This window comes from Pleurocapsa sp. CCALA 161, from assembly GCF_003003995.1.
Taxonomy (GTDB): Bacteria; Cyanobacteriota; Cyanobacteriia; order Cyanobacteriales; family Xenococcaceae; genus Waterburya.
The window spans coordinates 1-14064 of the sequence record NZ_PVWF01000116.1 but is presented as its reverse complement, the minus strand read 5'-3'; the positions used below and the strand labels follow the sequence as shown (position 1 = coordinate 14064).

Sequence of the window (14064 nt, the reverse complement as noted above, 5' to 3'; positions counted from 1 at the left end):
CAGTAATGTTCAAGATAGGTAGCATGATGTTCTAATTCAGTACTACCAAGACCAAAATGATTGCCTAGAAAAGAAGCTCCAAGATCTGCCACTAATTCTTCTCGATGATAAATAGGATGATTTTTATCTCCACTATAAGAACGTTTGAGTTCCTTAGCTGTACTGTGAACTAGTTCGTGAAACAAAGTCGCCCAAAATCCATCTCTCGAAACGAACTGCCCGCGATAAGGCATTTGTATTTGACCAGTAGTAAAGTTATGACTAGCTTTATTGCCCCCGTATTTTATATTTGTATTGAGGTTAGCAATAAAACTTTCAATTGTTAAATCCTTTACATTGGGGGACTCTTGAGCTTGATGGGGTAGCAGATCGGCTATCTTGGTCTTAGATTGACTATCATCAATCGCCTCGATATTGAAAACCATTAGCCACTTAAAAGAACGAATGAACTTTTCCCTTTCTATAATTTGTCCCCGATCGTCAGTAACTTGTTCGGTGATAGTCTTACTGCCTCCCCATCTAAGCCAGTTTGCTTTCGATCCTTGCTTGATACTCCATCCCTTCTCACTACATTGAGCTTTACCAATATAATAGGGACTAGAATATTCGTAGTACAAACAGTCTATTTGACACAAAATAGGATTGATTCCTGAATAGGGTTTTTTACTTATCAGATTTTGATAGCCAATATCATGCCAGGATTGATGCCAGGGTACTGTTCCTCGTTCAATCAGCTTTAGCAGTTTGTTGGTAACTGTAGTAAAATTTTTACTTATTTTGGTTCTAGACTTTTTCTTCGCAGCCATAATTGTTTTATCGTAATTTACAATTATGAGGCGCAAGCCAAAAGCCTCTATCTTCTCTGAGTCGGAAAAAACAAAAAACTGCGTTCGGGAATTTTTACTTTGGAAAAAAAGTGTGTTTGCCCATTCTGTCTTATCTCTTCCCGAACGAGAAAGTAGATCGTCATCCCCTTTAGAGAGCTTCAGCCTATTTTTACATAGTAGTAAAGAGTACGAAAAGTAATGCCAGAGCCGTTAAAAGTTGACCAGCGATAACTACATTCTCCTGACTTATACTTGCCCGAACTACGACTCCACTCATCCCATAGTCCAGATAATCCATCATCCCAATCTTTTAAAGCCATACCTACTCTAATCCAGTCATCATAAGTATCTGCGTACATGGGATTGATGCCATCGACTAATTCTTCTACAGTTTTATTAGAAGAATTAGTCGATTTAATCAGTTCTGTTTTGGGCTGAGGTCTGAGTTGATTAAGCCATAGACTAGATATAGTAGGAATTATGTATCGATCTGGAGCAGTCAGCCAGCGATATTTGCCTGTCATCGGGTGAGTCGAAGGAGGCAAAGTGGAAAGTAAGTTTCGACCTCTTATCTCCAAACCATTTGCCAGCTTAAAGCTCTTAATTGGTCGATCAACATAGTATAGATACTGTCTGCGTCCAGGACGACCAGAACTATAGCTTACCGTAGTTGGAAACCTCATCTGCTCAAACTGACTTAATGCTTCATAAGAGTCGCAATCAATGGCTACTAAATAGCGATCGCTAACTTGATGACCGCACAATAAACTATAACCGTTGGGGACGGCAGAATACAAACCTCGTTTACCTTTTACCCACACTTTACCTTCTTGAGATAAAGAGCGAAATAAAATTTGGGGCGAATAGTAATTATCTTGCCACTGTCTACCCAAAGGTCGTTTATCAATACAAGGTACGAGTTTCCAATAATTAGGTAAGGATAAAAGACTCTGGATTAGACGCTCTTGCGAGCGATAAGAATTGCCTTGATGTTCTGAAATTCTAAGATCGGGATTTACAGGGGGAGTTTGATTGTCTTGGGAATAACTAAACATTAAATCTAGGGTTGGTTGTTTAGTTATCTCAAGCGCAAGCTTCATAATTAAGAACTTAAAATTTCTTGCTAATTTGTTTTTTTCTCTTGGCTGCTTTGACTTTATCTGGTATCTGCCAAACTAATTTGATCGATTCTGAATTTAACTCTGCCTCTGTCTTTGTTTCTAATTTAGATTGAAATGTCGATGGTTCAATTACCTTAGCAGTTACCTGATTTGCTATAGGCAACAAAGATGGTTTAGTCTCAATTTCTGGTTTAGCGGAACGATCTACCAATGCTAACCCTATTAACTCTTCAATTCCAGATAGTTTTAGCCCTACTAAATAGGCTATGCCTCTAGCTAAATGTAGTTCAAATTGCCTTTTGATTGATTCCGAATCTAAGGACAATTTGTGTTGACGGCAAAACTGAATTACCGCAGCGGGAATAACTGCACCAGTATCTCCCACAAAAGTTTCCCAGCTAATCTCTAAATTGGAATCAAACACTTGAGGTACGGTCGAAGGAACAGTGTCTTGAGCCAAACTATAACATATCCCCCAACGGCAGATAGCAGCATAGGTAGGAATTTGGGTTTTAGTTTTGATATTGATTATCTGATATCTGGTTTTTTCACTGAATCTTAGACGTTTGACAATTGGCTGCATAAAATGAGCTAGAACAAGAAAATAATATTTTGTATATTCCCAGCGTCAGCTACGCACCTCATTTTGAGACACAGATCACAGTAAAAACTTGCTTTACAGAAAATACTTGAGATTAGACTAGTGCGAATTTTACTTTACTCATGGCGAATCAGACTTCCAAATCAAATAAATCTGAGACAATTTTTTACCGATTGAATTTTAAGTCTTCATCATATTCTCAAGCTCTGATTGAGTATTTGCAAGAACAGAGACACTGCCTTAGTGGTCGCCAAAAAGTAGAGCAAATAGTAGAGACATTTCTCTTACCATTAGTTGTATCTCCCGAAGATCCTAACTTTAAGGCAATAGTTGTTGAATCTTTAAGTAAACTTAAAAGCCAAATAGATATCATCCAAGTTTTAACAGGGATAAGTCTATTCAATAATTATCAATCTGGATGTCTCCAACTGCCGAACTCTACAGCACAGACTTCTACTTTAAAAGCATCTCAGTTCACAAATGTGGAACAGCAGCAAGATGAACCTCAAATAAACACCAAACTAGAAGAATTAACGCCCTTTCAAGAGTTGGAGGCTACTATCGATAGTTTCAAACAGCAGCTAAAAGAAGGTATAGACCCCTTAGTAATAAGCCAAAAACTCGCCCAAATCCAGCCAGAAGAAGAAGAATCCTGGTCAGAACAGATGTGGCAGACATACGACAGCTTTTATGAAGAAGTAAGCCAATTAGAATATCAAGCAACTTTTAGTCCTGAGACTGGTGCGTAACTATTATGAGTACAAATCTATCCACTTCTACTACTATCACCCCTGCTGCTAAAACCAAGATTACAACCTTAACTTTGGTAATCGATCCTGGTACGAGCTGTACTAAAAGTATCTACTTAAAGGGTAGACGGGGAAAACCCAAACATTTGATCGCCAGCTCAGTTATCTGTCCTACGGCGATCGCGCCGAAAGCGTCAGAAACCTATGTCAAATTGCCTGATGACGAGCAGTATTACCTAGTTGGTGATTCGGCAGTCCAGGCAAAAGTGCAGTCTAGCATACGTCAGTTAAAATCCGAATCTCTAATTCCCAAAACGTTAGGAATTATCGGGCAAATTGCCCAAGATGAGTCTTTGCAAAATCAATTTAAACTAAAGTTGACTTTACTCTTGCCCATGTCTGAGGCAAACGATCGAGAGTTTGTCCGCTTTGAACTATTAAAAGCTCTACAGGACTTTAACTACAGCGGAATATCCTATCAGATTAAAGAAAGCAGCATCGAATTTAGACCAGAAGGTAGTGGTGTCTATTCTTATCTGTCTCGTACTACGAGTGCCGATACCATTAAAAATCAAACTTGTGCCTATTTAATGTTTGGTTATCGAAATACCAGTTTGCTTTTGATTGAAAATGGTAAGTTTAATCATCGCAATTCTCATTCTACCGACCTTGGCTTCTATAACTATTTAGATCTTGTAGCCGAGTATAGTAGCGGTCTTTATCGCCATGATATTCAAAAAGCAATTATCTCTGAGGCTATTTATGGGGTAGGGAAAAACTGTCAACAAGTTATTCAAGGCTTTACCAGTCAGATTCGTATCGAAGACCTAATTCGTAGTACCAATATCAAATATCAAGAGCGCGAACGAGTCGCAATATCTGCTGCTATAGGTCGGGCTGACGGTGAATATTGGCAATTATTATCGCGCTGGTTACGAGAGATGTTGCCCCCATTAGGTCAAATCGAGCGCATAATTTACTGCGGAGGCAGCACTTCCTTTATCGAAACTCCAATTCAGCAATTTTTTAAAGATTGGCAGGGAGAATTGCTTAATACCAACGCAATGAGCATTCAAATGTTAGAGCAACTCAGCCTTTCCCCCGTAGCTCAACAAAAGTTTGTCGAACAGTATTTACCAATTCGTCTAGCCGATGCTTGGGGAGAATTCGTCAAGCTAGCCAATATTAAAGTTTAGTTTTGTACCATTGACTGCTGAGAACTAGAATTAACAATCTACGTCTATATTCTGACAACTCTTCCTAATTCTATTTCAACTTCTACAATATCGCCGTCATTTAAATCATATAGATCACGTAGCTTGACATCCGTAGCTATTTCTAAAATTTGTTCGGGAGTATAGCCATGTTTTCCTGTATCGCTATCAGTTCGCAGAATATAGGCATCTTTACCAAAAATACTGCACTTAACCATACTGACAGAAACTTTACCACCATATTCTTCTTTTTCCAAACGGATATATTTATCGGGGAAGTAATATTTACAGTCGAGAAGATTAACGTTGAGCGTACCTGGAAAGAAGTTCATTCCAGTTTTTTGCCTGTAGTAGAACGATAATTTATCGATCCAAAACGAAAAGTCATTTTTTCCCGTTCTAATTTGTCCCTGAAGTTTCATAATCCATACTTGCTAAGTACTTTCCCTATTAGATCGAGGACTGTTTAGAGTCATTATTACTTATTTGGTGCGTTACATAAGTTCTCAAAACATCATTAATCAAAGTTTGATAGCCTCTAATTTCTGGATGATTTTTTGCCGTGGTACGAAACCATTCCAAAGTATCAGTATCAACACGGATAGAAATTGCTTCTGTATTTGGCTGTCTTTTAACTAGTTTGGCGTTCTTAAAAAATGCCTCGTCCAATTCGGGAATATCGGAAAAGTCAATCTCTTCATCCCTTTTAGCCAGAAGTTCTCTGGCTCGCTCCTCGCTCATAGGAGGTATTTCGCTGTCTTGTTTACGTACAGTACTCATAATATAGTTTCCTCTCGTTTTTATTAGCTCGACGTGCTGAGATGATTCTAATCCTCGATTCCCTCTCCGTGAAAACTACTGTCAGCACTAACATTTGATTGTTTCTTCCAATCCCAACATATCGAACCTCACCATAGTCTTGACGATTATCAGCGATTTCGTACATAGGATAGCGGAAAATTTCTGAAGCCTCTTCAAAGCTAATGTCATGTTTTTGCTGATTAGATTGATTTTTGTATTCGTCCCACTCAAACTCCATAGTATAACTATACAAATATGTATATACAAAATCAATATAAGTTTCATAAAAAGGTACTTTGATTCAGGTACTGCCAAATTGTGATGTTACTATTAAAAATTATTCAGCTTGACTGGCTTATCTAAAAAGATAAACGTCCATCTTTACATTCAGAAAATAGCAATAAATAGAGTCATCAAAATCAAAATTACTCTGACCATACCTGTCTTATGAATTAGTGGCGACCAGATTAAAGACATTAATGACAAACCAAAAGTGCAGCCGACCAGAAACTGTTTATCGGCTACAAAAAATACTGTTGCAAATCCACATAAAGCTAAAGAGCCGAACAAACAGCAGAGAACCCAGTCTAAAAAGAGAACTGGATTATTACTAATTCTATTCATCATCAAAACAATTTATTTAATGACTAATATGTTAATTCGTAAAACCGTTTGCTTTTATGTAGTTACAAACAAGATTTTTATTTGATACTTAATCTATTACCTCGTTCAACTAGCCTTGCCCAAGGTAATGACATACCAGCCTTGAGATGATCGGCTATGGCATCTCTATCCACTGTTTTGACTATCTTGGTTTTGACAAACTCTTCAGGAAATAAATCCAGATCGTGAGTCTCATCATAATCAATTTCAACTGGCTGTTTGCCTCCTTTCCCTACCACACTAATTTTATATTTATTAGTTTCTATTTTATTGACTTTACTGACCTCAAGACGATACAAAATCATATTCATCAATCTTTTTGCCAGATTCTTTCTCGATTTCTTAAGAGTATTGAGTCGGTTAATCTCCGCCGTAATATAGCTAGTATCTTCTTGAAATCTAAGATAGCTAATGAACCTGTCTACCCTAGCTCCATAATCTTTCCTAGACTCGCCATCTCTCCTCAGAATTATCTGAGTCAAGTGTTCATCTATTGCGCGATCGCTTTCTTCAGTATTGCTTTCTTCGGCTTCTAATATTCTGCTCAACTGTTCTAATTCTTCACCAGACTCTAACTCAGGACGGTCGAATAGCATAAGTTTACAAATTCGCTTACTTACATTGCGGTTTTATAACGTCGTCAGACGTATCTAATTCATGTAGATTTTAAATGAGTAAGGAAAATAAATAGTAGCAATACTCTACTTAATAAAGTTGCGATAAAACTTTTTCATTCAGGTGAAGTAACGATAAACTATGCCCTTTTAGGATAACTCCTCTAGTAGCTGCTGCAAATATTAGGTTCCATAATAATGACATGAGGATTACTCAGGTCGTTATAGGGAAATACAAAAAACCTAGGACTTGCGTAAAAATCTTTTAGTGGTTTAGCAGATCGAGCGTCTTAAATAAATTGATTGACATTTTTACTATATTTTTTACATACATTTATTTAAATTCGTAACAATGCCTCCTATCTTAATTTGTCATACCGATAGCATTATCGTTCAGGGTCTAGAAGCTTTTTTATCTAGCATAGGTAAATACCAAATTTATACGGCTAATAACTACCACGACTGCTTAGATTCAGCTAGTTTTCTACAAAAGTTGGGAAAAACTTTTGTTGTGATCGTCGAAGGAAAAATATTAGATTCAGACAAGTGCAGCCAACTAGGGAAAATCGATTGCGCTAAATTAATTCTTTGCGATTGCGCTCCGCGCACCAGCAAAGCTGATCGCCCTGCTAACCACAACTCTCTAATTCTCGCTCTTAGCTGCAACAGTTCTTACATTAGTCTGGAGCATAACGATCCTCACAATCTTGCCCTAGCAGTTCAGTGTGCTTTTGTTGGTAGTGTCTTTATTTGTCCTCAAGTCAAGAAAAAGCTTAATCAGTACGTTTTTCAAGCCTTACTCGAACAGCGTCAAGCCGTAGCTAAACTGGCAGAGGTCGATCGCCGTATTTTGGCTTTAGCAGCCCAAGGTCATACCCATCATACTATTGGCACAATGGTTAATTACAGCGCATTAAACGTAGGTTATCGCTTAAAAGTCATTGTCCAAACTCTAAACCTACAAACCAAGCAAGAAGCGATCGCCTTGGCTAACAGTATCGGTTTAAATCTAAGTTTGACCAAACAGACATTCCAAGTTGCTTAAATTTCGTTATTCACAAAAAAAATCATGAATACAATTCATTTTATTGCTGGAAATAGAGGCAATATTGGCAAGAGTTTCTTTAGTTCTTTAGTCTGTCATTTTTATTCATCAAATAGTAGACCATTCACTCTTTTTGACACAGACTCTTACAAACAGGATGTCTCACCTATTTATGGAGGTATCACTGACGTTACTTTTGATGCCTGTAATGAAACTATGGTCAATCACAGTACTGATGCTATCAAGGTCGATCGTATTTATGAGGAGGCATTAAAGCAAGATGTCATTGTCAATCTGCCCAGTAATTCTCACAAGGAGTTACTGTTTTGGCTCACCCAGAATGGTCTGAACCAAGCAGAGTTTCTGGCAGCAGAGAATATTCAGATCTATATCTGGTACTTATCCAATGGAGATACAACTAGTCTCAATTTGTTCAAAACTTTGGTCGATAATTATCCAGCTTTTAAAATTGCTCTAGTTCAAAACAGAGGAATCGACAATCAGTGGAATCAAGAACTTAGTGCAGATATCAAAAAGATTGTCAAAAAATTCCAACAGTTAGATTTATTGACTATGCCCAGAGGGGAAAGAGAAGCTACTTTTGCTTCAGGCAGAGCTTATGCAGAATATATCAGCAGCTCTAGCAACGGCAAGCTTTCGGTTAATCGTTTAAAAACTTACTTAGACAGTCAGTGCAGTAAATTTATTCAAATATTTTCCCTGGCTAAACCAGCCTAAGCTATGCTATGAACGCCAAAAATCATAAGGAGTATAATCCTTTACCTCCGCCTCCCAGTTTAACTCCCAAACCCTTAGATGCAGATCGAGTAAAAGCTGGAAATCCATCCGTGTCTATTATCGAGCGACTGGCTAGTCTAGCAGATAAGTCAGAGGTTATGTCCCTGCTCGAATTTAAGGAGGAACAAAAACTAGACAAAAATGACCCCCTCTGGGCATTCCTATTACAGTTTAAAACTATCGAAAATTCGGTAAATAAACAGGAGCAAATACTCAATCTGCTAATTAGAGATTTTGAAGCGAAGTTCGAGCAGCAGATTGATGCTAACCAGCAACGTCTCGACACTAGTTTTCGTACCTATAGCCAAGATCTAATTAACCAGTATCAAGCTTTGACTAATAATCTTCAAACAGTAGAAGAGGCTAGTCTTAATTTAACTCAGGCAAAAATTTCTGGTTCGGTATCCAAGCTGGTTAGGCACGCTGCCCATACCAAAGCTGTAAGTGACTGGCTGGCTATGAGTCGGCTAGGTCTGTATATTCTAATTCCGATGATGATTACTGCCTTTGGTGGCTGGTTTGCCCGTAGTTATCTTGATTATCGCTACAGTAATTCTGGACTTAGTAATCAAGATACCGCTTTACTCCATTGGGCAAAGTCTGACGAGGGTAAGTTGGCTAAAAATCTGGCTAACTGGAATAGTCGAGGACTGACTACTAAAGGGAAAAATCTAATTTGTGAACGGGAAGCGGTTAACTTAGACGTGACTCTCACGTTAGAAGGTAAAACTGTCACTTCGGGGTGGTGTGCGCTCTGGATTCGTCCTGCCGATCAAAGATAGATAATTAAACTTTTTATATTCATGAACTTATTAAAACTTTTTACATCTGTGGGATTGGGATTATCCTTCACCGTCAGTAATTTTCCATCAAATACAGTCAAAGCTGCTAGCATTCCTACCATTACTTACGACATGGTGGGAGAAAATAATCTATCGACAGGGATATTAGAAGCTCCTGATTTTAGCTCTATCACCTTTCGTTCTTTGGGTAGCTTTAGCGAACCTGGTTTTATTTCTGGCGACTACGATCGCTATGCTGGTTACGCTTTGGGTCGTCAATGGTATAGAGGAGATGCAGTAATTGATATCCTGAAGCTGGGAGATATTGATGATAGCTTTGGGGTAGGACGGTTGAAATTAGGAGAGATAGTCGCCAAATCTGGTCGCCAATCAAGGGATGTGACCCTCGACCGATTCGGATTTATCAAAAATCAAACTATATCTAGCTTTATTAAGGCTAATCCGCAATTAAAAGAGCGATTGATTCAAGACGTACCTCCCTTAGCTGATGCGATCGCTTTAGTATACGGCGATCGAGGTAAAGCATTATTAGAGTTGCCCGTTCGAGTACTAAGCGATCGCTCAAATAAAACTTCAGAATTCTCTTTAAACAAGAATGTCAAAAGCCTGGCTCAAACTCAACCACCTAAGTTTGATATATCTGAATTTGAGATGGGTAATTTGGATTTGAGCGAATATTCATTAGAGAGTGTAGAAGGCATTGGAGATAGCTTTGTTGAAGATTACGAAGATTGGAAGGACGAACATCTTAGCGACATCGAAGGATTGGCAGACATTTCCTTTGATGATTTTCCCAACCCCATTGCTACAACTTTAGCCTTCATCTCCCGCGTAGATACAATTTGGAGCGATGCTCACGGGCAAATCCAACCTGGTCAAAGCGTCTCTGGTAGCAACCAAGCTGGTTATGCAGTTCCCTGTCAACAAAGCTGCGCTCACATTGAACTAGACGATCTAGAGAACTCTGGTCGCGATATCCGTTGGATTTCCGAAGGTCGCAGATGGATGTTGGGCAATGACCCTAATAACGCTAACATTTGTCCTGAAGCTCCCTGGGGCGTGGATGGGGGAGAAGGTATACTAGGTGTTTTAAATTGTGGTAAAGAACCCACTGGTCGCAATCCTTTTGGTCCTGGTTTTAAAGTAGCTCTTTGGAGCGTTGATGAAACCAAAGATGAGGCGAGTACGGCTATATTCTTTCGTATTTGCCAGCGTGGTATTCCCGATCTTGGCTGCACCCCCTACTTTATCGGTCCAATTCCTTTTCTTCCTGCTAACCGAGAAAATTGGATTATTTTGGGACCAGGAATTTAGAAAAAACTAAACGAGTGTAATTAATTGAACAAAAGAGTTCATTATTGAGTAATATTTAATTTAGATTCTAGCAGGCTAGAATTAGATTGATAGCTATTAAATGAAACATTAAAGTGACCACTATTCCCGCCCCTCCCAAGCCACCTCAAAATTTGTTCAATAGTGAAAAAAAGCTCGCTATTTACAGTCAAATGTTAGCGGACTTGGAACAAAACGCTAGTTATCAACAAGAGGCGATCGCCTATCATGCTCAATCTTTGAAAATATTAGAAGCTGAGGCAGTGACTACCCAGACTGAGTTAGAATCATGTCGCAATATTATTAATAGTCTCAGTAAGACTCAACAATTAACTGCCAACGTAACGCTAGACGAAGGTAATCAGAGTAATGGATATCATCCGACTGAAACGGAGGAGATTGTTCGAGTAGAAATACCAGCAGACCAATCTAAAGCAGATAAATCGAAGCAGCAAACATCAGTCAAAAAAAGTCAGACCAAAACTAAATCATCAAAAGCGAAGGTCAAACCACAAGCTCAAAAGAAATCTAAGAACAAACTTGATAGTACACTACCTCCTTCTCCCAGACTAGATACTTACGAGAACATCACTGCTGGAGTCTTAGACTTTGTTAAAAAGCAAGAAGGAGTTATTAGTTCACCAGACGTAGTGGCTTATTTCTATCCTGATGGTTTAGATCAAACACAACAAAACAAGGTGGCAAAATCTTTTAGCAGCGTCCTCAGCTTACAATTCAGAAAAGGTATTTTGGAGCGCACCGTCCCTGGTAAATATATGTGGAATAATAAGGCTTCAACGGAATAACCTTTTCTATCTTTACAAGCTATCTAATGAGATAGCCTCACGCAATACTTCATTGCGGATTACTGGGTGAAGCAAAGATTAACTGTCTATAAATTCATTTTGGATTTTTTGAAACATCAAAATTTGTTTGCTCAAATTAATCCAATTTAGCTTTTTTCTTATTTATAGCACTCTTATCTTGAGGTTGAAAATACAATATGACTGGCATATGTCTAATTTTAAAATTCTGTCCAGAACCTTCATGTGTGTGGCTTGTAAAAAAAGAAGAATCTCGTTTTTTACAAGGTATGCAAATATAATTTGGTAACTCTTTTTCTGAAAGTTTTTCTTTCCAGTTTTCTAGAATTAGGTTCGCATTTTGATGTCGTATATAAATAAAAATTCCACCATCTTTTTGATTTGAATCTCCAGTTGAATATCTTGTACTTAATTGTAAAAACCCTTCCCATATATGATCGTATCCTCCGTGAAATATTTTTGCTTCTCCAATCCACAAAAAATTATTTTTTCTAACTACGAGATCGGCATGACCACCAATTTTTGAATCGTGAGAAGCATCATATCCCATACAACGTAGCTGATTCTTAATATCAATTGTTAATCTATCTTCTTTATCATTTTGACGAAGCTCTGGATTTTCTTCAATCTGATAAATAGTTTTATCGATATCATCATAAAGAATATCCATGAAATCTTTGTAACCTTCTGCCAAAATTCTTGAAGGAAAACCAGCTAATAAAGGTGATATTTTCTCAAATTCTTTTAATTCTTTCAGAGTAAGTGTATCAAACGGCATTCAACTTAACAAGATTTTTGGCTAAAAGACTTGGCTGAAAATACATCGAAACTTGGCTTTTAAAATCACCGATCAATTCTCCAGTTTCTGGATGAAGCAATTGTCCTGTTTCATAAGCTTTCTTCAACTCGAAATTTTCGATGTCAATATGATTATCATCTTCAATAATTTCAAACTTTGCTTCGAGTAAGTTTGTTCTATTGCCGCACAAATATTGAATTGCTTCCAATAAATCTGTATGTTGATAGTCTTCACCTACTACTTTTCGCAAGCTACCATACGTGATATACGAAAGAGAAGAAAAATTATTACGAAATAGATAGTCAAGTATTGCAATACAAATCTCAGACTGAGGCTTTTCCGACCAGTCTTCACTAATTTGTTTTACAATCGTTTGTCTACTAATCACGAGGTTTTAAGATAGGTTAATACTTTATTAAGGACAAAATTATAATCTTCTAGGCAGATGCAATTTTTAATCAAAAATCTGCCTAAATCAGCAGGTACTTCACTCAATTCTTTAACGTTACCAGGTAATGACAGTTCTAAGGTATTTTTAAAATTGTCCAAATTTTCAACATCCCATGAAACGGCTAAACGATAAGGCGTAATATGATCTATAGCTCTTTTCCCAGCATCATGATATGGCTCAATTCTAAGGCAGCTAGAGTTTTTACGCATTTTCTCGTGCTTAGTTGAACCTCCATCAGTTACAAAGCCAAGTTCAATTACTTTTCCTTCATCCGACTCGTACAAACGATCTATAAGCGGAAAAACGTTAGTACTTGTATGCAAAGATTCTTTAGTTTTTACTATTTCTCGTAATAGTTTATTAAAACTACTGATAGTTTGATAAAAAGCTTTATCTGTATCTTTAGAAGATAAATATTTGAAAGGTGAACTAGTAGTAATATCTACTCTAACTTCTATAAAATTTTCTTTTTTAGATAAAACTACAATATCGAAATATTGATAATAAGTTCTCTTTTCTCCAATAACTTTATCGTAATTAATCAATTCTTTTCTAGCTCCTTCTTGTAATTGATGTGTATCAATCTCAGTTTTTTCTATAGCAAAGCGCTTTGTACAGAAAATAATAACTAGCTTATCGTCATCATCAATTATTTCGACAAGTTTTTGGGACTCATCAAGATCATTTAATCTTGTTTTAGATAAAGGAAAAGGATATACTTCATGAAATAAATTGTCTTCAGGTTCATGAGATTTGAACAATACTATCCATTTATTGATAATTTCTCTTTCGCGAGAATAAAGTTTTACAGCTTTATTGCTTACTAATAAAAAATTATTGTAGTAGCTAAATAATTGATCTACTTTTTTACTAAAGTTTTCATCTTGGTTGAGGTCTTGCTCATTTATCAGCTTTTTAGTTGTTTCTTCCCATCCTCTACCTGTGGATAAGTTACACATTTTAAAAATGCCTTGAATTTTTGTCCATGAGCCTCTTTGCCGAAAACCTTCAACTATTTGAGCAATAACCATTAATGTTTGAGCCAAACGAATACTGATATGTTGCGCAATACTTTAGCAAATATCAGCTTTAACGGCTTCTATTATAGAGTACATTAATTCTAGTCTTTTTTGAAGTTTAAGACTATCTTAGAATTTGTTAGCGTTCAGAACACTATTTTTTAATTAGAGTCCAAGATATTACCTTTTGTATCCTAATATTTGTTGAGACTGATTCAAACGAATGTCAGTCCCAACTTTAAAACTAACTAACCTGCATAATTAGGCATCGCTCCAGCTACAGCCTGTGCTGATTGCTGAGGATTGTACATAGCTTGTGGTTGCGCCCATTGGTCACAAGTTAAGGAAATGAGAAAAAAGTCAAGGGAAAACCCAAATCGTGTAAAACTCAGAGAGAGTAAGC

At 37.3% G+C, this 14064-nt stretch carries 18 protein-coding genes; 7 read left to right on the top strand and 11 right to left on the bottom strand.

Features of this window, described 5'->3' with window-relative positions:
- The 3 genes from C7B62_RS20465 to dndE form a co-directional block, all read right to left on the bottom strand.
- Window positions 1–806, bottom strand: an 806-nt coding sequence (locus C7B62_RS20465; protein ID WP_106241556.1) for a zincin-like metallopeptidase domain-containing protein, incomplete at its 3' end; no start/stop codon positions are given.
- A 179-nt stretch (window positions 807–985) separates the two neighbouring features.
- Window positions 986–1927, bottom strand: coding sequence for a PriCT-2 domain-containing protein (locus tag C7B62_RS20460; RefSeq protein WP_106241552.1), 942 nt, complete (start codon window positions 1925–1927; stop codon window positions 986–988).
- Between the two features lie 10 nt (window positions 1928–1937).
- Entirely contained in the window at window positions 1938–2531 is a 594-nt protein-coding gene (gene dndE / locus C7B62_RS20455; protein WP_106241549.1) for a DNA sulfur modification protein DndE, read from the bottom strand.
- A gap of 140 nt (window positions 2532–2671) precedes the next feature.
- Between dndE and C7B62_RS20450 the strand changes: the two genes are divergently transcribed.
- The gene (locus C7B62_RS20450) at window positions 2672–3298 is read left to right on the top strand and encodes a hypothetical protein (RefSeq protein ID WP_106241545.1); all 627 of its coding nucleotides are present in this window, start codon (window positions 2672–2674) and stop codon (window positions 3296–3298) included.
- A gap of 5 nt (window positions 3299–3303) precedes the next feature.
- Window positions 3304–4494: a ParM/StbA family protein gene (locus C7B62_RS20445; RefSeq protein WP_106241541.1), complete on the top strand. Its 1191-nt coding sequence runs from the start codon at window positions 3304–3306 to the stop codon at window positions 4492–4494.
- Window positions 4495–4538: 44 nt separating this feature from the next.
- Here the strand turns inward: C7B62_RS20445 and C7B62_RS20440 are convergent, their stop codons facing one another.
- From C7B62_RS20440 to C7B62_RS20420, 5 genes are all read right to left on the bottom strand, one after another.
- Window positions 4539–4934: a DUF120 domain-containing protein gene (locus C7B62_RS20440; protein ID WP_106241539.1), complete on the bottom strand. Its 396-nt coding sequence runs from the start codon at window positions 4932–4934 to the stop codon at window positions 4539–4541.
- A gap of 28 nt (window positions 4935–4962) precedes the next feature.
- Window positions 4963–5292 (bottom strand): BrnA antitoxin family protein, encoded by a 330-nt coding sequence (locus C7B62_RS20435; RefSeq protein ID WP_233220075.1) that lies wholly within the window; start codon window positions 5290–5292, stop codon window positions 4963–4965.
- The gene (locus tag C7B62_RS20430) at window positions 5276–5551 is read right to left on the bottom strand and encodes a BrnT family toxin (RefSeq protein WP_106241537.1); all 276 of its coding nucleotides are present in this window, start codon (window positions 5549–5551) and stop codon (window positions 5276–5278) included. Before C7B62_RS20430 ends, C7B62_RS20435 begins: the two co-directional genes overlap by 17 nt.
- A 149-nt stretch (window positions 5552–5700) precedes the next feature.
- Window positions 5701–5940, bottom strand: coding sequence for a hypothetical protein (locus C7B62_RS20425; protein WP_146132153.1), 240 nt, complete (start codon window positions 5938–5940; stop codon window positions 5701–5703).
- Between the two features lie 74 nt (window positions 5941–6014).
- Complete coding sequence (locus C7B62_RS20420) at window positions 6015–6572, bottom strand: siphovirus Gp157 family protein (RefSeq protein ID WP_106241533.1); 558 nt, start codon at window positions 6570–6572, stop codon at window positions 6015–6017.
- 370 nt (window positions 6573–6942) lie between these two features.
- On the opposite strand from C7B62_RS20420, the gene C7B62_RS20415 reads away from it, so the two are divergent.
- The 5 genes from C7B62_RS20415 (at window position 6943) to C7B62_RS20395 (ending at window position 11374) form a co-directional block, all read left to right on the top strand.
- Entirely contained in the window at window positions 6943–7635 is a 693-nt protein-coding gene (locus C7B62_RS20415; RefSeq protein ID WP_106241530.1) for a response regulator transcription factor, read from the top strand.
- 24 nt (window positions 7636–7659) lie between these two features.
- The gene (locus tag C7B62_RS20410) at window positions 7660–8373 is read left to right on the top strand and encodes a hypothetical protein (protein WP_106241528.1); all 714 of its coding nucleotides are present in this window, start codon (window positions 7660–7662) and stop codon (window positions 8371–8373) included.
- Between the two features lie 8 nt (window positions 8374–8381).
- Complete coding sequence (locus tag C7B62_RS20405; RefSeq protein ID WP_106241525.1) at window positions 8382–9215, top strand: DUF6753 family protein; 834 nt, start codon at window positions 8382–8384, stop codon at window positions 9213–9215.
- Window positions 9216–9236: 21 nt separating this feature from the next.
- A complete protein-coding gene (locus tag C7B62_RS20400; RefSeq protein WP_106241521.1) occupies window positions 9237–10550 on the top strand; it encodes a hypothetical protein in 1314 nt (437 codons plus the stop codon).
- Window positions 10551–10663: 113 nt separating this feature from the next.
- A complete protein-coding gene (locus C7B62_RS20395; protein ID WP_106241517.1) occupies window positions 10664–11374 on the top strand; it encodes a hypothetical protein in 711 nt (236 codons plus the stop codon).
- 136 nt (window positions 11375–11510) lie between these two features.
- Here C7B62_RS20395 and C7B62_RS20390 read toward each other — a convergent pair whose 3' ends face one another.
- The 3 genes from C7B62_RS20390 to C7B62_RS20380 are packed head-to-tail and all read right to left on the bottom strand — an operon-like array spanning window position 11511 to window position 13688.
- Window positions 11511–12170: a hypothetical protein gene (locus C7B62_RS20390; RefSeq protein WP_106241514.1), complete on the bottom strand. Its 660-nt coding sequence runs from the start codon at window positions 12168–12170 to the stop codon at window positions 11511–11513.
- Window positions 12160–12579 carry a hypothetical protein gene (locus C7B62_RS20385; RefSeq protein WP_106241510.1) on the bottom strand — a complete coding sequence of 140 codons (420 nt, stop codon included), beginning with the start codon at window positions 12577–12579 and terminating at the stop codon, window positions 12160–12162. The genes C7B62_RS20390 and C7B62_RS20385 overlap by 11 nt, the downstream gene beginning before the upstream one ends.
- Window positions 12576–13688, bottom strand: a complete 1113-nt coding sequence (locus C7B62_RS20380; RefSeq protein ID WP_146132152.1) for a hypothetical protein — start codon at window positions 13686–13688, stop codon at window positions 12576–12578. The genes C7B62_RS20385 and C7B62_RS20380 overlap by 4 nt, the downstream gene beginning before the upstream one ends.
- Window positions 13689–14064: the final 376 nt, after the last annotated feature.